Here is a 17,901-nt window from a genome sequence, read left to right on the forward strand (position 1 = left end):
TCCGCATCTCCAGTCATCCCACCATTCAGGGGTCCCTCGACCGGCGGTCCCGCTGGTCGCACCGTCCGCGCTCCCTGCGCTCGTGCGGAAGAAGACCCCACCCATGAAGCTCTGGAAGTCCCTGCTCGCCGTCGCGGCCGTGACCGCCGCGGCGGTCGCGTTGGCCCCGGCCGCCAGCGGCAAGCCCGCCCCGCCCGACGCGGGCGTGCAGGTCATCGATGGCGGTTTCTACAACCAGCCCGCCCCCTGGGCCGCGCGCCTGTTCCTCAACGGCACGCAGAACTGCACCGCGACGATCATCGCGCCGCGCTACATCCTCACCGCCCGGCACTGCGTCGGCGGGTCGCTGTCGTTCCGGATCGGCAGCACCGACCAGAACTCCGGCGGCTACGTCGCCTACGGCGCGCAGACCACCGTGCACCCCAACGCGGACCTGGCGGTCGTGCGGCTCGACCGGGCCGTGCAGACCACCTACTCGCCGCTGGGCTCCACCACCGACGTGCGGGTCAACCAGGTCGTCTCCGTCTACGGATGGGGCGCGACCTGCACCGACCGGCCCGAGCTGCAGTGCCAGTCCCGGTACCTGAAGTACGCCAACGTCCAGGTCACCAGCGTCAACGCCCGTGACTACCACAACGGAGTCGGCATCTCCGCCTACTACTACGACGGCATCCCCGCGGGCGGTGACTCCGGCGGCCCCATGTACTCCAACGGCCGCCAGGTCGGTGTGGCCTCGACCAGCAACCGCTACGACAACACCGTCTACACCAACATCACCCGCTACCGGCCCTGGATCCAGTCCATCGCCGGGGTCTGACCGACCGCGGAGCCCGCGCGCCCGCGCGGGCTCCGCGCCCGTCCTCCAGGAGGCCCAGTGGACCCGACCGCGCTCGTCGGACGTGACGACGACCTGGGCAGGCTGCGCCTGGCCGTGCGCCGCACGCCCGCGCTCGTCCAGGTCGAAGGCGAGGCCGGGGTCGGCAAGAGCAGGCTGGTCCGCGAGCTGATCGACACCGACCCCGCGCCCGTGCTGATCGGCTACTGCCAGCAGCTGCGCGAGCCGTTCATCCTCGGCGCCGTGCTGGAGGCGCTGCGCCGCGCCCGGCCCGGCCTGCGGCAGTGCGCGGAGCTGAACCCGGTCACCGCCGCGCTGCGCGTGGCCGTCCCCGAGCTGGCCGACCTGCTGCCCGAGCCCGCCGCCGGGACCGGCGACCCGATGTTCGACCGGCACCTGCTGTTCCGGGCCGTGCGCGAGGTGCTTGCCGCGCTCGGGCCCGTGCTGCTGGTCATCGAGGACCTGCACTGGGCCGACGACGGCACGCTGCAACTCCTGCGCTTCCTGATGGCCGACCCGCCGCCGGAGCTGGCCGTCGTCGTCACCTACCGCCGCGAGGACGTCGCGGGCGGCATCCCGCTGGGCACCGCCTACCGCCCCGGCGCCGGGGTCACGAGCGAGCTGCTGCGCGTCGCGCCGCTGGACGTCGCCCACGTGCGGGCGATGGCCGCGGCGATCCTGCGCACCGACGCCGTCAGCGCCGAGTTCGCCGCCGAACTGCACGAGCAGACCGCGGGCCTGCCGTTCGTGCTGGAGGAGGTGCTGCGTTCGCTGCGCCCCGGGGTCATCGCCGACGGGGCCGCCGCGCGCCGCCTCTCCGACGGGGGCGAGGTGCCGGTGCTGCTGCGCGAGTCCGTCGCCGAGCGCCTGGCCGCGCTGTCGCCGGAGGCCGCCCGGCTGGTCCGCGCCGCCGCCGCGTTCGCCACCCCCGCCACCGTCGACCTGCTGGGCGACTTCGCCCAGCTCGCCGGCGACCGGCTGCGCGCCGCGGTCATCGAGACCCTGGACGGCTCGATCCTGCACGACGACGGCACGGGTGTGCTCGCCTTCCGGCACGCGCTCGCCCGCCAGGCCGCTTACACCACCGTCAGCGCCGTCGAGCGCCGGGAGCTGCACGAGCGCGCCGTCCGGCTGCTTGGCAGGCTCGACCCGCCGCCGCTGGTGCAGCTCGCCGAACACAGCAGGCTCGCCAACCGCCGCGCCGACTGGCTGCGCTACGGCGAAGCCGCCGCCGACCACGCCCTCGCCGTCTCCGACGCCGCCACGGCGACCCCGCTGCTGCGGCGGCTGCTCGCCGAGCCGCGACTGACCGCCGAGGCCGTCGACCGCCTCGGCGTCAAGCTCGGCGAAGCCGCGCAGCTCGGCCTGGACGCGCGCAGCTCGGCCGCCGTGCTCAAGCGCCTGCTCGTCGACCCCCGGTTGTCCGCCTCCGCCCGCGGCGAGGTGCGGATGCAGCTGGGCCTGCTGCTGGGCCGTCAGGGCGACGGCGTGGCCGAGGGCCGGGCCCAGCTGGAACTGGCCGCCGAGGAACTGGCCGCGCGGCCGGAACTGGCGGCGAAGTGCATGAGCGCCCTCGCGCAGCCGTTCACCGGCGACACCCCGCTGCACCTGGTCGCCCAGTGGATGCGCAAGGCCGACGCCGCCATCGACGGCTGCGCCGAGCCCGAGCTGCGGATCTCGCTCATGGCCAACATCGTCGGGTCGCTGGCCGCGGTCGGCGACCCGACGATGGACGAGCGCATGGCCGACCTCCCGACGGTCGGCATGACCCTGGGCGAACAGCGCCAGGTGGCCCGCGCCCACACCAACCTCGCCGACTCCCTGACCATGGTCGGCCGCTTCGACACCGCCCGCGACCACCTGCGCTTCGGCACCCGCGCCGCCGAGGAGAGCGGCGCGCTGTACGTGCTGAGCACGGCGCGCAGCACCGCCATCCGACTCGACTGGTTCACCGGCGAGTGGGACGGCCTGGCCGAGCGGGCCAGGCCGCTGCTGGTCGAGTACCGCGAGCTGATGGCCGTCGCCACCGAGCTGAGCCTGGTCCTCGGCCTGCTGGCCATGGTCAGGGGCGAGAGCGCGACCGCGGCCGAGCACTTCGCCGAGACCGGTGTGCGCACACCCCGCGACGCCATCGCCCACATCGCCCTCGGCGGCAGCGCGGGCCTGATCCGCCTAGCGCTGCGGGACGACGATGTCGTCTTGGCGGTGTTGGAGGCGGATGCGGGGATGGCCCTGTTGCGCCGCAAGGACGCCTGGGCGTGGGCGGGAGAACTAGCGCCTGCCGCTGTCGACGCCTACCTGGCCGCCGGCCGCGTCCATGACGCTGAGGACGTCGCGCGGTCACTGGCCGAGGGAATCGCCGGAGTGATCGCACCGTTCGCCGCTGCCGCTCTGCACACATGCCTCGGCGCGATCGCGGAACACGCGGGAGCATCCGGCGTCGAACACCACCTTGCCGCAGCGCACGCCTACACGGACCTGGGTGCTCCTTATCTGGCCGCTGTGGCGCGTGAGCGTGCTGATGCCCGGCTGATAGCAGATGGCGGTGCGTCCGCTGTGGAGGCCTGCGCGCGCAGCGCTGAGCGGTATGCCGATCTTGGCGCTACCCACGACGCCGCGCGGTGCAGGCACCTGCTGCGCACTCTGGGCGTGAAGACCCCGTCACGGCAGGGGAGGCGGGGGTACGGGAACACGTTGTCGCCTCGGGAGCACGAGGTGGCCCGCTTGCTCGCCTCCGGCCAGACGAACAACCAGATCGCCGAGATCCTGTTCCTCTCGCCCAGGACGGTTGAGCAGCACGCGGCCCGGGTGCTGCGGAAGCTGAAGCTGGCTTCCCGGCGGGAAATCCGAGGCGTGGACTTGCGGTGACCTCCACCCCATCGGACCCCGCCCCCAGAGCGTCAGGGTCCAGGGGTTGACCGTGCCCGTGGGGCCGTACTTGTAGTCGTACACGTTCAGCAGCCAGCGTCCGTCGCGGTTCTCGCTGGACAGGGTGACTGTGTACGTGCGGACGAGGTTGTCGGTCGTGCCGCCCGTCCGGTTGTGGAGCAGGTAGGTGGTGCCGTCAGGGGCCGACGGCCACGCCTGAAGGTCACCGATCGCGGTGTGGCGGATGTTGACCGCCACGGTCGAGGTCGGTGAGGCGGTGTGGTCGCCGGGGTTGGCGACGGTGACCGCACCCGGCTCCGGGGTGCCGCCGTTGAGGAACGAGGTGTTGAGCAGCGTGTTCGGCGAGCCGGAGTTGATGCCGGACAGCTTGCCGGTGGAGGCGTTGTTCACCAGCGCGTTGCGCACCTGGGCCGAGGTGGCCGACGGGTTCTGCTGCAGGTACAGCGCGACCGCGCCCGCCACGTGCGGGGAGGCCGTCGAGGTGCCCGACATCGTCGTGCCGGTGTTGGGCGGGTTGTTCCGGGTGTCCACACCGGAGACCGACACGACCTGCTGCACGTACTGCACCGACGGGTCGTCGGCGATCTCGGCGGACACCTCGCCCGTGTTCTCCGCATTGCTTGCTGTTTCCTCACTTCACAGGGACAGGAGCACAGCCGGTGCTCCGTCCGGGAAACGTACGAGCGGTGCGGAACGGGAACAATACGCAATCGCCGCCGGGCTCCAGGTGCCGTGAATCCCTGGTAGCTAGGGGTTTCCCGAGTAGCCCTGACCGGAGGTACGGATAGGGACACCTAGTGTTCTCGGCGGGATCGCGTACAGTTCGGCGATCCGACCTCGGTGTCGTTCCGGCATTGTGGGGACGGCCGCGATCCCGGGAGGAGACCACGGTGGACATCCCAAGATCCGGCGCGCCGTTCGCCGCCGCGCTGGACACCGCGCTCACCGCCAGCGGCCTCACCCTCGACCAGGTCCGCGCCCGGCTCTGCGAGCACGGCGCCCGGGTCAGCAACGCCACCCTCAGCTACTGGCGCCGCGACCTGCGCCGCCCCGAGACAGTGTCCTCGCTGCGCGCCGTCGACGCGCTGGAGCGGGTGCTGGCGCTGCCGCCCGGCGCGCTCACCGGCCTGGTGGGGCCGCCGCGCCCGCGCGGGCGCATCGCCACCCAGCGGGAAACGCCGCGCTTCGCCGCGCTCAGCTCGGCCCTGGCCGACCCCGCCGAGGGCACCTGCGAGGTCGTCTCCGCGCACGACGTGTTCACCGTCGGCGTGGACGGCGTCGACGGGGGAGTCCGCTCCCGGCTGGTGCTGCGCGGCCTGCGCGGGCGGGTGACCCGCCACCTGGTGCGCTACGAGTCCGACGCGCCCACCAGCACCCCGGAGCTGGTCGACGTCGCCTTCTGCGGGGCGGGCCGGGCGGTGACCGCGCCGGGCAGCGGCATCATCGTCGCCGAGCTGCTGCTGGACCGCCCGCTGCGCCCCGGCGGGTTCACCGTGGTCGAGTACGAGATGTGCGCCCCGGCGGGCCCCATCGCGGGCGAGTACTACCGCAGGATCGGCTCGGCGATGACCGAGTACACCCAGCTGGTCCGCTTCGAGGGCCGCCCGCCCGCCCGCTGCCGCGCCTACCGCCGCGAGGACCTCGCCACTCCCGGCGGCAGGCCCACGCCGCTGCACATCGGACGATCGAGGACGACCTGCGTCGTGGAGCGCGGGGCCGCTCCCGGCGTGGTCGTCACCGCCTGGGACTGGTGAGTCGGCCTAGGCTGGCCGGGTGGACGTCGAGCAGCTGCGCGAACGGGTGGACCGCGAGTACTCCGGCCTCGGCCTGCCCTCGTGGCCGAACCCGAACCCCGACGGCCCCGCCGAGGACGCCTACTCCCGCGTCACCGACCCGGCCCGCTACCGCATCACCCACGCCAGGGCGAAGGCGTGGGCCACGGTGCTCGGCGACCTGCCGGGGGTCGCCGCCGAACCGGCCGACCACGGCACCAGGGTCACCCCGCCGACCCCGGGCGCGCTGCCGCTGCTGCTGGTCGAACACGAGGTCGCCGGACCGGCGCCGGATGACCCGCTCGCCGTGCTCACCGTCGCCGTCGAGCGGCCGGACGCCATAGTCGCCACCTACCCCGACTGCGGCTGCGACGCCTGCGACCAGGGCTCGGCCGACCTGCTGGAGGCCGTCGACGACGCGGTCGCCCACGTGGTCGGCGGCCCGCTCGTCGTCCTGCGCGGCGACGGCTGGGACGCCCGGTGGCACCCGGACGGCGGCGCCGCCCAGGGCGTCGGCGTCGACTTCGACCACCTGATGGACCTGTGCCGCCGCCTGGCCGACGGCGAGCGGGTCGAGCTGCCCGCGGGCGCGGAGGCGCTGGTGGGGCGTCCCTGGTTCGCCTGAACCCGTCGGTCGCCCTCGCGCGTGTACGGAGCGACCCTGCTCCTGGAAGGTGCCGTGGATGTCTGTTCGCAGGCGGATGGCCCCGTTCGCCGCCGTTGTGCTGTTGAGCGCCTGCGGGCTCTCCGAGGCCGCGCCCGTGGTCCCGGACGTCCCGCTGCCGCCCGCCGGAGCCGCGTTCGACTACCAGATCGGCGGCGGCTACCAGCCCGCGCCGGGCGTCGGGGTCCTCAGCCGCGACCGCGAGGACACGCCCGTGCCCGGGCTCTACACCATCTGCTACGTCAACGCTTTCCAGTCCCAGCCCGGCGCCGAGTCCGACTGGGACCACGACCTCATCCTCCGCGACGCCGACGGCGACCCGGTGATGGACGGGGACTGGGGCGAGGCGCTGCTGGACCTGAGCACCCCGGGCAAGCGCGAGCGGATCGCCGCCGTGGTCGGCGGGTGGATCGATGGCTGCGCCGCCAAGGGCTTCCAGGCCGTCGAACCCGACAACTACGACAGCTTCACCCGCTCGGCAGGCCTGCTCGACGCCGACGACGCGCAGGCCTTCATCCGCCTGCTGTCCGCCCGGGCGCACGCCGCCGGCCTGGCGATCGGGCAGAAGAACGCCGCCGAGCTGTCGGCGAACCGGGTGGCCAACGGCCTGGACTTCGCCATCGCCGAGGAGTGCGGCGAGCAGGACATCTGCGACGAGTTCACCCCGTACTTCGACAACCTGGTGATCGTCATCGAGTACACCGGGGCCGGCCTGGACAACGCCTGCGCGAAGTGGGGCGCGCGGCTCAGCGTCGTCCAGCGCGACCTCGACGTCCTGCCCGACGGCGAGGCCGAGTACCTTCGGCGGACTTGTGACGACTTGTAGGCAGGAGAAGCCGTGCCGCCGACCTCCCGTGACGCGCTGATCGCCGTCGCCGACCTCCTCGCACCCGGCGCGCCCGAGGTGGGGGCGCGCGCCGCCGCCGCGCACGACGACCCGGCGGGCTACGTGCAGGAGAACGCCGAGCAGCTCGACGAGCGCGGCATCGACGAGCCGATCCCGAATCTGGCGTGGATCGCGCTGGTCGACGCCCTCGCCGACCACGAGCTGCTGGCCGAGGTGGACTGGAAGGAAGCCGACGACGAGATCGTCGCCCGGCTGCGCGAACTGGGCTCCAGCCCGGCCGACGGCTGGTCCTGGTACGCCGGTCCGGACGAGGACGGCCTGCCCACCTACGACTTCCTGCAACTCGCGGGCGAGAACCTGGCCGCGGAGGGCACCGCGCTGGCCGTGCTGGACATCGACTCCGACTGCTACCCGCTCGTCCTGCTCCCGGTCGGTCAGGCCGCCGAACTGGTCGACCTCGCCTCGGCGGCGGGCTTCACCGCGGCGCCGCTGGGCCTGTCGGACTGAGGTCGGCGAAGGCGACGACCCGGTCGGCGACGGCCTCCAGCAGCGGCAGGTCGTGGGAGATGGCGAGCACCCCGATGCCGCCCGCCCTGGCCCGCTCGACCAGCAACCGCCAGACCCGCGCCTGGGTGAGCGCGTCCAGACTGGCGGTGATCTCGTCGGCGACCAGGTAGGCGGGCCGGGCGAGCAGGGCGCGGGCCAGGTTGACCCGCTGCAGCTCGCCGCCGCTGAGCTCATGCGGATAGCGGTCGAGCCAGGTGGGGGAGACCAGCGCGGGGTCGGGCTCGGCGCGCGGGTCGGCCTCGGCCAGCACCTCGCTGATCCGCCAGCGCGGGTTCATCGCCTGGTCGGGGTGCTGGAGCACCATCTGCACCGGCTGCGGTCCGCGCGCCGCGGTCGGCTCCACGGTGCCGGAGGTGGGGGAGAGCAGACCCGCCAAGAGCCTGCCGAGGGTGCTCTTGCCCGCGCCGCTGGGACCGTGCAGGCCGACGACCTCGCCCGGCGCGACCTCGACGTCCACGCCGTCGAGGACCCACGGCCGGTCCTTGCCGTAGCGGAAGCGCAGGTTCGCCGCGCGCAGCATCAGTCCTCCTCGCCGGTGTGGAAACCGTTGGCGGGCAACGCCCGCCACAGCGCGTGCGTGTACGGGTGCGACAGCGCGTCGGCGCGGAAGTCCGCCGGGGTGACCGCGTCGACGGTGCGGCCCTCGTGGCAGATGACGACCCGGTCGGCGACGTCGAGGGCGCCGGGCAGGTCGTGGGTGATCAGCACGACCGCGCTGCCGCCGTCGGCGATCTCGCGCAGCTCGGCCAGCACCGCCCGCGCGCCGTCCTGCTGAAGGCCGGGGGTCGGCTCGTCGGCCAGCACCAGCCGGGCGCGGCCGAGGGTCGCCATGGCGATGAGCACCCGCCGCGCCATGCCGCCGGACAGCTCGTGCGGGTAGCGGCGCGGCACGTCGGGCCCGAGCCCGCGGCGCCGCAGCGCCGCCACCGCGGCCTCGGCCGGGTCCGCGACCCCGGCCAGCACGGCCGCGCGCCGCACCTGCGCGCCGACCCGCGCCAGCGGGTCGAGGAACGACACCGACTGCGGCAGCAGCGCGATCTCGCGCCCGGCGAGCCCACGCCGCGCCGCCCGCGCGACGACCGCTCCGTCGTAGCGCACCTCGCCGCCCTCGCGGGCGTTGGGCGGCAGCAGCCCGAGCACCGCGTGCGCCAGCAGGCTCTTGCCCGCGCCGCTGGCTCCCACCAGCGCGACGACCTCGCCGGTGTCGGCGCTCAGGTCCATCCCGGACAGCGCGGTCACGACCCGCCTGCGCAGCCCGCGCTCGTACTGGTCGAACGCGACGGTCAGCTCCCGGATCTCCAGCAGGCTCACAGGTGCGCGCTCCTCGGGTCGATGAGCGCGCGGGTGTTCTCGCCGATGGTGTCGATCAGCTTCACCACCACCAGCAGGCACAGACCCGGCAGCACCGCCAGCCACCAGGCGCCCGCGGTGAGGTAGCGCATGGACTCCGACAGCAGCACCCCGACCGACGGCTCGGCCCGGTCGACGCCGAGCCCGAGGAACGACAGCGCCGCCTCGTGCAGGATCGCGTGCGGGAACAGCAGGACGGTGCCGACGACGAAGTGCCCGAGCAGGTGGCGGCTCAGGTGCCGGGTCGCGATCCAGCCGCGGCTCCGGCCGAGGCCGCGCGCGATGCCCACGTAGTCGGAGGTGACCACCTGCCGGGCGTGGCCGCGCAGCACGCGGGTCAGCGTCGGCCAGTGCGTCACCGCGACCGCGATGACGACAGCCTGGGTGCCGCCGCCGAGCGCGAACGCCAGCAGGATCAGCAGCACCAGGTGCGGCAGCGCCAGGAACAGGTCGACCAGCCAGCTGACCACCCTGTCGACGACCCCGCCGAACACCGCCGCCGCGCTGGCCAGCACGATCGCGATCGCCGCCGACAGCAGCGCCGCCGAGGTGCCCACCACCAGCGACAGGCGCAGCCCGGCCAGCGTCCGCTGGAGCATGTCGCGCCCAAGCCAGTCGGTGCCGAACAGGTGCCCGGCCGACGGCCCGGAGTTGCGCGCGGAGAGGTCGGTCGTCTGCGCCGAGTCGGCGACCAGATGCCCGGCCACCAGCACGGCGACCACCACGGCCGCCGCCGACCCGATCCAGAGCAGCGTGCGCCGCCTGCGGTCCACCCTCGGCCCGCTCATACGGCCTGCCTCTTCCTGGTCACCCTGGTCACCCTCGGGTCGACCTTGGCGTGCACGACGTCGCCGATGGTGTTGCCGACGAAGACGAACACCGTGGTGAACAGCGCGATGCCCAGCAGCAGCGGCACGTCCTGGCCCAGCGCGGCGTCGGTCGTCGCCGCGCCGAGACCGGGGTAGGAGAAGACCTCCTCGGCCAGCACCGAGCCGCCGAACAGCTCGCCGAGCGAGCCGAACTGCAGCAGCAGCGCGGGCGCGGCGGCGTTGCGCAGCACCCGGTGCACGACCAGGCCGAGGGTCGACTCGCCCTGCGCCCTGGCGAACGCGGCGTAGTCGCTCTCCATCGCCTCGATCACGGCCTGCCGGGTATGCAGCACCACCGGCGCCACCCCGACGATCGACAGCGTGACCGCGGGCAGCACCAGGTGGCCCAGCCGGTCGAGCAGCGTCACGTCCTCGGCCAGCACGCCGATCGGCACCGCGCAGCACAACGGCGCCCAGCCGAGCGAGACGGCGAAGACGTAGAGCAGCAGCAGCCCCACCCAGAACGTCGGCGCCGAGGCCAGCGTGTACGCCCACCAGGTGACGACCCGGTCGGTGACCCCGCCGCGGCGCACCCCGGCCAGCACGCCGAGGCCGAAGCCGATCACCCCGGACAGCAGCCAGGCGGCGGCCATCAGCGCCAGGCTGGTCAGGAACCGCTCGCCGATGACCTCGCTGACGTTCTGGTTGAACGTCAGCGACCACCCCAGGTCGCCCTGCAGGATGTTCGACAGCCACGCGCCGAAGCGCTCCAGCGCCGGGTCGCCGAACCCCCAGCGCTCGGCGATCTGCGCCCGCTGCTCCGGTCCCAGCGCGGCGACGTCCGCGCCCACGTAGGCGTCGACCGGGTCGACCGGCGAGTTCACCATGAGGAAGAACGACGCCGTCGCGACCGCGGCGAGCAGCAGGACCAGCCGGAGCGCCCGGTCCGCCACCGCCTTCAGCAGGTCCAACGCCAGCCCGTGATGCCGGAGGTGATGGGCCAGCCGTGCCCGTGCGGCTCGGTCTGCGGCGTGCCGAGATCCAGGCACTCGTCGGTGAAGTAGGTGTGCTCCAGGTTCACCAGCCAGGCCCACGCGGCGTCCTTCGCCGGGCCGAAGCCCGCGGACTGCGCGGCCTTCCAGTGCGGGATGGCGGCGTCCTCGGTCGTCGCGGCGAGCGCGGCGTCGAGATGCCCGTCGACCGTCGGATTGGCGTAGTAGCCGGGGTTCCAGTACTCGACACCGGCCTGTGTGGACGAGTACAGGTTGTACATCTCGGTCGGGTCGTGGCTGCCCCAGCCGAAGAGCACGGCGTCGGCGTGCAGCCGCTTGTCGATCTCGTCCCAGGCCACCCCGCGCGCCGCGACCTCGATGCCGACCGGGCGCAGCATGTCGGCGACAGCCAGCGCCAGGCCCTGGCGCAGCGAGTCGGCCGCCGGGTAGAGCAGCGAGAACGCCGCCTTCACCCCGCCCTTCTCGCGGATGCCGTCGCCGTCGGTGTCCTGCCAGCCCGCGGCGTCGAGCAGCCGGCCCGCCGTGGCCGGGTCGTTGCCCGCGATGGCCGAGGAGGGCTCGTACCAGGGCATCCCGTCGACCGGGCCGGTGGCGGGCGAGCCGAAGCCCTCCAGCACGCCGTCGACCAGCGCCTGGCGGTCCACGGCCCAGTTCACGGCTTGGCGCACGGCGAGGTCGGAGGTGACGTTGTTGCCGATGGCCAGGCCGTCGTCGGTCTTGCGGCCGGTGTCGGGCACGTAGGGGAACATGATCCCGCGGTTGTCCACGGACTCCACCGCGGTGAGCTTCATCCCCGGCACCGGAGTCTTCGCCAGCGACGACGGCACGGCGGCCAGGTCGACCTGACCGGCGGAGGCCGCCGCCATCGTGGCGTCCTCGGCGGTGAACTGGAAGACCACGCGCCGGAAGGCGGGCTTGGCGCCGTAGTAGCCCTCGTTGCGCTCCACGATCAGCTGCTGGCCCTGGTCCCACTGCACGAAGGTGAACGGGCCCGAGCCGACCGGCTTGCGCGCGTACTCCGGGCCGTGGGCGTGCTTGGGCACGATGCCGAGGGAGACCAGCCGGTTGATGAACGTGCTGCGCGGCGCGGTCAGCCGGAACTCGACGGTGTCCGCGTCGACGACCACGGCTTCCTTCAGCGCGGTGACGTCGGTCAAGCCGCCGCTCTCGCTGGCGGTGCGGAAGGTGTAGGCGACGTCCTCGGCGGTGACCGGCTTGCCGTCGGTGAACTTCGCGTCGGTCCTGAGGTCGACCGTCCAGGTCAACCCATCGGCGCTGACCTCGTGCTTGGTGGCCAGGTCGTTGGCGATGCGGAGATCGGCGTCGCGCGTCAGCAGGGTCGACTGGAACAGGGGCGACCCGTACCGGCCCCAGCCCAGTGTGGGGTCGTACCCCTCCTCGGACTCCCCGCCGATCGCCAGCCGCAGCTCATCGGGCTGCCCGGTACTGGCACTCCGGTCCGGCCCGCCGCACGCCGCCAGGAGCAACGCCCCGGCGGCCACCAGGGCCCCGCTGACCATCCGCTGATTCACAACCTGCATCTAATGCGCAGATGCATCCCTCTGGCAAGAAGCGCGGGCGAGCGGGCGACCTTCATCACTCAGGGCGCGGGCGGCAGGCCTTCCCAGAGCCGTTCGCCGTCCTCAACCACCGACGTGGGCACCATCCCGACACCCCGCGCGACCGCCGCCGACGCCGCGTGATCGGGGTGCACGTGCGCGATGAGCCTGACCACGCCCAGCCCGCGCAACCACGCCGCCACCAGTCCGACGGACTCCCGCGCCAGCCCCCTGCCCTGGTGCGCGACCCCGACCACCCAGGCCAGCTCGGCGATGCCGCCCTCCACTGTCGCCTGCACGTAGCCCGCTGCTGCGGCGCCCTGGGCCCGGATCACCCAGTTCAGCCACCACTGCTCCCCGGAGCGCCCCCGGACCTGTGCGGCGTACCGCGCGCGCAGCTCGTCCGCCGACGGCGGCTCGCCGCCGGTGAAGCGGTACAGCTCCGCGTCCGCCAGCACGACCGCCATCTCCTCGGCGTGCTCCACCCGCAGCGGCTCCAGGACCACCGTCCTGCCGCTCAACACCCCAGCTCGCACGCCGCGGATGCTAGTCCCGGTAGGCGTCGCGGACGGCCGCGGCCGCCGCGTCCACGTCCGCGCCGAGGGTGCGGGCGGCGTCGGCGTAGTCGCGGGCGAGGTCGCGCAGGGCGGCGGCGGGATCGAGGGAGACCGCTTCGGCGACCACGGTCCCGCGCGCCCGGCCGGTGTGCACGAGGCCCGCTTGTTCGAGTTCGCGATAGGTGCGGGCGATGGTTCCGGGGGACAGCCCGAGGTCGCGGGCGAGCTGGCGCACGGTCGGCAGCCGGGTGCCGGTGGGCAGCGCGCCCGAGCCGATCAGGCGGGCCAGCTGGTCGCGCACCTGCCGCCACGGGGAGACCCCGCTCTCGGTGTCGACAACGACCTCGATGGGAGTCACACCCGGACCCCGCGCGACGACGGGTTCGCCACCGCCACCCAGATGAACAGGCCCGCCACCATGATGAACGGGCTGGGGGACTGGGTGCCCGCGAGCGGGACGCACAGCACGGCGGTGCCGAGACCGACCGGGACCCGGGCGCTGCGGGCACGCAGCACGGGATCGATGCGCAGCTCGGCGACCGGGGGACGGCGCACCGCGAGCCCGACCAGCGCCCAGACGGCCACTGCCGACAGCGGCGCGGCGATCAGGGCGATCCACACCGAGCGCTCGGGCCAGAACTCGTACCACCACCGCGCCCAGGCGACGCCCGCCGCGGCGCTGCCGAGGGTGACGACAGTCGCGATCGCGGTGGTGGCGTGCGCGATCAGCGCCCAGAGCGGAACCAGGTCGGTGGGCTTGCGGCGCACCGGAACGGCCGTCCGGACCGGCGCGGGGGCTCGGCGCTGAGCGAACAGCTCGGCGAGCAGCCCGCCGATGAGCAGGGTGGCCGGGATCGACCAGCTGCTGTGGTTCTGGTCGTCGGTCGTCAGGACCCCGACGGCGGTGAGCGCGGCGGGCAGGCCGATGAACAGCCACGGGTACCAGAGCCTGCGCCGCCGCAGGTAGGTCAGCGCTTCGGCCCGTTCGGCCGCGGTCGGATCGCCGACCCCCCACCGCGCGAGCAGGTTGGTCGCGGCGCGGGGGGTCGGCCACAGGACCACGAGCATCACCAGGCCGAAAGCGATCTGCACCCCGATCAGCGCGATGACGTTGTCCACCGGCACGGCTGCCTCCCCACCTTGTACCGACCGCTTGATACAAGACTAGCGTCTCGGTGCCGTCCAATGAGGCTCATGCGAGCAGCGGCAGCCCGAAGGCGAAGGCCGCCGCGAACAGCGTGGCGGCGGGCAGCGTCCGCAGGGTTCCGCGCAGCAGCGCCTCGGCTGCGGCACGCCCGTCGCGGTGGTGGGTCGGCGGGGTGATCACCGCGAGCACCACCGGGACGGCGGCGAGCACGCCCGCCACCCGCGGGCCGAGCACGTCCGCCGATCCCGCGACCACCACGACGATCGCGGTCGACGCGGCGGCGCGCGCGGGCAGCTCCCACCACGGCGCTCGCCGCGCGGGGACGTCGGCAGGCGGCGGCGGCAGCGCGCGGCCCGCCGCGATCACCGCGGCGAGCGTGATCGGCAGCGCCACCCACGTCACCACCACGGCCGACAACCCGAGCGCGACTCCGCCCGCACACCCCAGCGCGCTCAGCAGCGCGAGCAGCGGGCCCGCGCCCCGGTGCGCGAGGTGGGCGTAGACCAGGCAGAACGCGACCACCCCGAGCTGCCCGACCATCGACCCGCGCGCCGCCGCCCCGGCGACAGCGGGCCCCGCGCCGACCAGCAGCACCACCAGGAACGGCGCCATCGTCAGCGGCAGACCGACGACCACCCCGCCCGCCCGATGCCCGAACCGCCGCTGGACGACGGTCGCCGCACCCATTGTGATCACCGGAAACATCACCTGCGCGAGCTGCACTCCCATGCCTTCGACCCTGCCCCCGCAGGCGCCGAATGTGGCTCGGAGATCGCGGCGACACGCGGTGCTCGACCGCGATCATCTCGGTCAGCCCCGCCGAGGACCGAGAATGTGTGGCATGGACCAGATCGACCGGGCGCTCCTGCGGCTTCTGCACGCCGACGGCCGCGCCACCTACAACGACCTCGGCAAGCAGGTCCGCCTCTCGGCCAACACCGTCGCCGACCGCGTCCGGCGGCTGCGCTCCGCGGGCGTCATCAGCGGCATCCACGCCGACCTCGACCCCACGGCCCTCGGCCGGACGCTGCACATGGTCAGCGACATCCGGCTGCGCGAGTCCACCGGCCGCGCCGCCTTCGAGCGCGGCCTCGCCGACATCCCGCAGGTCGTCTCCGGGGCCCGCGTGACCGGCGACTTCGACTACCAGCTCCGGCTCGCGTGCCTGGACGCCGCGGAGTTCGAGCGGACCATCGATCTGCTCAAGCGCGACCACGGCGTGCTCCAAGTGCGCAGCAGGCTGGTGCTGCACGACATCCCGCTGGACGGCACCCGCCTGCTCGACGCCTGAGCGGCGGGATCGTCGGCCAGGACCGGTAGGTTCTGCCTGTGGACGTGAGGGAACGGATTCAAGCGCTGGCTGACCAGGTCGTCGCGCTGCGCGACGCGTACTACCGGGGGTCGCCGTCGGTGGCGGACGCGGAGTACGACGCCATTGAGGACGAACTGCGGTCGCTGATCGCGGCGAACCCCGAGCTGGCCCCGGACCCGAACCCCCTTGAGCAGGTCGGCGCCCCGGCGGTGCTGCACGCGCCGGTCCGCCACTCGCGGCCGATGCTGTCGCTGGAGAAGGCGACCAAGGCCGAGCAGGTGGCGGCCTTCTTCGACCGCTTCCCCGGCCAACCGGTCGTGGTCATGCCCAAGCTCGACGGCCTCTCCCTCGCCATCGTCTTCGAGGACGGCAGGCTCGCCAGGGCCATCACCCGGGGCGACGGCACCACCGGCGACGACGTGACGGAACTGGTGCGCGCCCTGGTCGACGGCGTCCCCGCCCGGGTGGACGCCCCCGGCCGCGTGGAAGTCCGCGGTGAGGCCATGATGCTGCGCTCGACCTTCGCCGCCTACAACGCCGCCCACGCCGACAAGCCGCTGATCAACCCCCGCAACGCCGCCGCGGGCACCCTCCGCGCCAAGGACCCGGCGACGGTGGCCGAGCGCAGGCTCCTCTTCCTGGCCTTCGAGCTGTCCACCGACGCCGAGACCGACACCGCCGACGACCTGGAGACCGGCCTGGTCGCCCTGGGCTTCACCGTCGCCGACATGCGCCACTGCGCCGACGCCGAGGCCGCCATCGCTGTCATCGCCGAGATCGAGTCCCGCCGCAACGACCTGGACTACGACCTCGACGGCGCCGTCCTGCGCCTGGCCGACCGAGGCGCGTACGCGGCGGCGGGCACCAGGTCGAACTCCCCGCGCGGCGCCCTGGCCTACAAGTTCGCCGCCGAGGAGAAGACGACCGTGCTCTCCGATGTCGTCTGGGACGTCGGCAAGACGGGCAAGATCGCCCCGGTCGCCTGGCTGGAGCCGGTCTTCGTCGGCGGAACGACGGTCACCCGGGCCACGCTGGCGAACCAGGAAGTCATCCGCGCCAAGGGAATCCGTATCGGCGACACCGTGCTGGTGCGTCGCGCCGGCGACGTCATCCCCTTCGTGGCGGGCGTTCTGGACGAGTCCAAGCGCACGGGGGACGAGCGCGAGATCGTGCCGCCGGTGACGTGCCCGTCGTGCGGGCAGGCGCTGGTCGAGCAGGGGAACAGCAGGGAGCTGTTCTGCACCAACGTCTCCTGCCCCGCGCAGACCGTGCGCAGGCTGATCCACTGGGCGTCGCGGGCGGCGGCGGACATCGAGGCCGTCGGCGGGGTGTGGATCGAGCGCCTGGCCGAGGCCGGCCTGCTGGAGCGGCCGTCGGACTTCTACCGGCTCACCGCGGAGCAGCTGCTGGAGTTCGACCGGATCGGCGAGGTGTCGGCGGCCAGGATGATCGAGTCGATCGAGGCCAGCCGGACGGTGGGGCTGCGCCGGGCGCTGATCGGGCTGGCCATCCCGATGGCGTCGGAGGGCACCGCGGCGCGGCTGTGCCGGGCCGGGTTCGGGTCGCTGGAGGAGGTGGCGGAGGCGGGGGAGGAGCGCCTGGTCGCGGTGGAGGACATCGGGCCGAAGGTGGCGGCCTCGATCACCGAGCACCTGGGGCGGCTGCGGCCGGAGCTGGCGCGGCTGCGGGAGGCGGGGGTGTCGCTGGACGTGCTGGAGGAGGACCTCCCCCCGGTGGTGTCCTCGGACGCGCCGCTGGCGGGCAAGACGGTGGTGATCACCGGCGGGATCAGCGATCCCCGGTCCGGGGAGAAGATCCCCCGCCCGACGTTCCAGCGCATGTGCGAGAAGGCGGGAGCCACGGCGTCGGGGTCGGTGTCGGGCAGCACCGACATGCTGATCACCGGAACGGATGTGGGGGCGGCCAAGCTGACGAAAGCGGAGAAGCACGGGGTCGAGGTCGTGGACCAAGGCGTCGTGTGGCAGATGCTGATCGCCGCCGGGCTGGCGTAGGGGGTCCCGGGAGCGTGCGGCGCTACGGAGCGGAGATCGCGGCGCGGTAGGCGGCGTTCAGGCGTTCGCGGACGGTCGGGGAGGCGGGCGGCGAGGTCGCGCCGAGGTGTTCGCGGCGGAGTTCGTCCATGAACTCCGCCCACAGGGCCGGGCCGCCCTGGTCGAGCAGCTCGGCGCGCACGCGCAGGGCGCGGACGGTGGGCCGGTGGCGCAGGCCCCAGCTGCCGAGGTGCGCGAACACCGGGATGAGCTGAATCGCGGGCTCGGCCAGGCTGTAGCGCGCCCGCTGGCCGGGGCGCGCGTCCTCGCGGGTGAGCAGGCCGGACTCCACCAGGCGCTTGAGCCGGTCAGCGAGGATGTTGGAGGCGATGCCCTCGATCGAGTGGGACTGCAACTCGCGGAAGTAGCGGCGGTTGCCGAAGACGATGTCGCGCAGGACGAGCAGGGTCCAGCGGTCGCCGAAGACCTCGATGGCGGCGTTGATCGGGCATCCTGATCGAGGTTCCTGCACTTCGCCCATGTGCTTGCACTTTACCACCGCTTGGTACTACGTTCCCCGCGGAGCGGT

18 protein-coding genes and 1 pseudogene are annotated in these 17,901 nt (G+C 73.5%); 8 read left to right on the top strand and 11 right to left on the bottom strand.

Annotated features, from left to right (window positions below):
• Positions 1-103 precede the first annotated feature (103 nt).
• Together ACFPM7_RS05370 and ACFPM7_RS05375 are read left to right on the top strand one after the other, a co-directional pair.
• Positions 104-817 carry a S1 family peptidase gene (locus tag ACFPM7_RS05370; RefSeq protein ID WP_378244435.1) on the top strand — a complete coding sequence of 238 codons (714 nt, stop codon included), beginning with the start codon at positions 104-106 and terminating at the stop codon, positions 815-817.
• Between the two features lie 57 nt (positions 818-874).
• Positions 875-3,703, top strand: coding sequence for an ATP-binding protein (locus tag ACFPM7_RS05375; RefSeq protein WP_378244437.1), 2,829 nt, complete (start codon positions 875-877; stop codon positions 3,701-3,703).
• 39 nt (positions 3,704-3,742) lie between these two features.
• On the opposite strand, the pseudogene ACFPM7_RS05380 reads toward ACFPM7_RS05375, so the two are convergent.
• Positions 3,743-4,321, bottom strand: a pseudogene (locus ACFPM7_RS05380) (proprotein convertase P-domain-containing protein); the annotation flags it as partial.
• Between the two features lie 293 nt (positions 4,322-4,614).
• Between ACFPM7_RS05380 and ACFPM7_RS05385 the strand changes: the two are divergent.
• From ACFPM7_RS05385 to ACFPM7_RS05400, 4 genes are read left to right on the top strand one after another with little or no spacing between them, the layout of a single operon-like run.
• Positions 4,615-5,478, top strand: coding sequence for an XRE family transcriptional regulator (locus ACFPM7_RS05385; RefSeq protein ID WP_378244439.1), 864 nt, complete (start codon positions 4,615-4,617; stop codon positions 5,476-5,478).
• A 19-nt stretch (positions 5,479-5,497) separates the two neighbouring features.
• Positions 5,498-6,121 (top strand): DUF6226 family protein, encoded by a 624-nt coding sequence (locus ACFPM7_RS05390; RefSeq protein WP_378244441.1) that lies wholly within the window; start codon positions 5,498-5,500, stop codon positions 6,119-6,121.
• A gap of 58 nt (positions 6,122-6,179) precedes the next feature.
• Positions 6,180-6,986, top strand: a complete 807-nt coding sequence (locus ACFPM7_RS05395) for an endo alpha-1,4 polygalactosaminidase (protein ID WP_378244443.1) — start codon at positions 6,180-6,182, stop codon at positions 6,984-6,986.
• A gap of 12 nt (positions 6,987-6,998) precedes the next feature.
• Positions 6,999-7,514 carry a DUF6630 family protein gene (locus ACFPM7_RS05400; protein ID WP_378244445.1) on the top strand — a complete coding sequence of 172 codons (516 nt, stop codon included), beginning with the start codon at positions 6,999-7,001 and terminating at the stop codon, positions 7,512-7,514.
• Here the strand turns inward: ACFPM7_RS05400 and ACFPM7_RS05405 are convergent.
• The 9 genes from ACFPM7_RS05405 to ACFPM7_RS05445 all read right to left on the bottom strand — a co-directional run bounded on the left by ACFPM7_RS05405 (position 7,483) and on the right by ACFPM7_RS05445 (position 14,705).
• Positions 7,483-8,094, bottom strand: a complete 612-nt coding sequence (locus tag ACFPM7_RS05405; protein WP_378244447.1) for an ABC transporter ATP-binding protein — start codon at positions 8,092-8,094, stop codon at positions 7,483-7,485. The two genes, ACFPM7_RS05400 and ACFPM7_RS05405, sit on opposite strands and share 32 nt — an antisense overlap.
• Entirely contained in the window at positions 8,094-8,885 is a 792-nt protein-coding gene (locus ACFPM7_RS05410) for an ATP-binding cassette domain-containing protein (protein WP_378244449.1), read from the bottom strand. Before ACFPM7_RS05410 ends, ACFPM7_RS05405 begins: the two co-directional genes overlap by 1 nt.
• The gene (locus tag ACFPM7_RS05415; RefSeq protein ID WP_378244451.1) at positions 8,882-9,712 is read right to left on the bottom strand and encodes an ABC transporter permease; all 831 of its coding nucleotides are present in this window, start codon (positions 9,710-9,712) and stop codon (positions 8,882-8,884) included. Before ACFPM7_RS05415 ends, ACFPM7_RS05410 begins: the two co-directional genes overlap by 4 nt.
• Complete coding sequence (locus ACFPM7_RS05420) at positions 9,709-10,704, bottom strand: ABC transporter permease (protein WP_378244453.1); 996 nt, start codon at positions 10,702-10,704, stop codon at positions 9,709-9,711. Before ACFPM7_RS05420 ends, ACFPM7_RS05415 begins: the two co-directional genes overlap by 4 nt.
• Entirely contained in the window at positions 10,692-12,266 is a 1,575-nt protein-coding gene (locus tag ACFPM7_RS05425) for an ABC transporter substrate-binding protein (RefSeq protein WP_378244455.1), read from the bottom strand. The genes ACFPM7_RS05420 and ACFPM7_RS05425 overlap by 13 nt, the downstream gene beginning before the upstream one ends.
• An 80-nt stretch (positions 12,267-12,346) precedes the next feature.
• A complete protein-coding gene (locus tag ACFPM7_RS05430) occupies positions 12,347-12,841 on the bottom strand; it encodes a GNAT family N-acetyltransferase (RefSeq protein WP_378244457.1) in 495 nt (164 codons plus the stop codon).
• A gap of 10 nt (positions 12,842-12,851) precedes the next feature.
• Positions 12,852-13,211 (bottom strand): GntR family transcriptional regulator, encoded by a 360-nt coding sequence (locus ACFPM7_RS05435; protein WP_378245023.1) that lies wholly within the window; start codon positions 13,209-13,211, stop codon positions 12,852-12,854.
• Positions 13,212-13,216: 5 nt separating this feature from the next.
• The gene (locus tag ACFPM7_RS05440; protein WP_378244459.1) at positions 13,217-13,987 is read right to left on the bottom strand and encodes a hypothetical protein; all 771 of its coding nucleotides are present in this window, start codon (positions 13,985-13,987) and stop codon (positions 13,217-13,219) included.
• 67 nt (positions 13,988-14,054) lie between these two features.
• Positions 14,055-14,705 (bottom strand): hypothetical protein, encoded by a 651-nt coding sequence (locus ACFPM7_RS05445; protein ID WP_378244461.1) that lies wholly within the window; start codon positions 14,703-14,705, stop codon positions 14,055-14,057.
• A 145-nt stretch (positions 14,706-14,850) separates the two neighbouring features.
• Between ACFPM7_RS05445 and ACFPM7_RS05450 the strand changes: the two genes are divergently transcribed.
• Positions 14,851-15,300 (top strand): Lrp/AsnC family transcriptional regulator, encoded by a 450-nt coding sequence (locus ACFPM7_RS05450; protein WP_378244463.1) that lies wholly within the window; start codon positions 14,851-14,853, stop codon positions 15,298-15,300.
• 38 nt (positions 15,301-15,338) lie between these two features.
• Positions 15,339-17,333 carry an NAD-dependent DNA ligase LigA gene (ligA, locus tag ACFPM7_RS05455; RefSeq protein WP_378244465.1) on the top strand — a complete coding sequence of 665 codons (1,995 nt, stop codon included), beginning with the start codon at positions 15,339-15,341 and terminating at the stop codon, positions 17,331-17,333.
• Between the two features lie 22 nt (positions 17,334-17,355).
• On the opposite strand, the gene ACFPM7_RS05460 is transcribed toward ligA, so the two are convergent.
• On the bottom strand, positions 17,356-17,853 hold the full coding sequence (locus tag ACFPM7_RS05460) for a winged helix-turn-helix transcriptional regulator (RefSeq protein ID WP_378244467.1): 498 nt from the start codon (positions 17,851-17,853) through the stop codon (positions 17,356-17,358).
• Between the last annotated feature and the right edge of the window lie 48 nt (positions 17,854-17,901).

Origin of the sequence: Actinokineospora guangxiensis (assembly GCF_042657845.1) — a bacterium.
GTDB classification, from domain to species: domain Bacteria; phylum Actinomycetota; class Actinomycetes; order Mycobacteriales; family Pseudonocardiaceae; genus Actinokineospora; species Actinokineospora guangxiensis.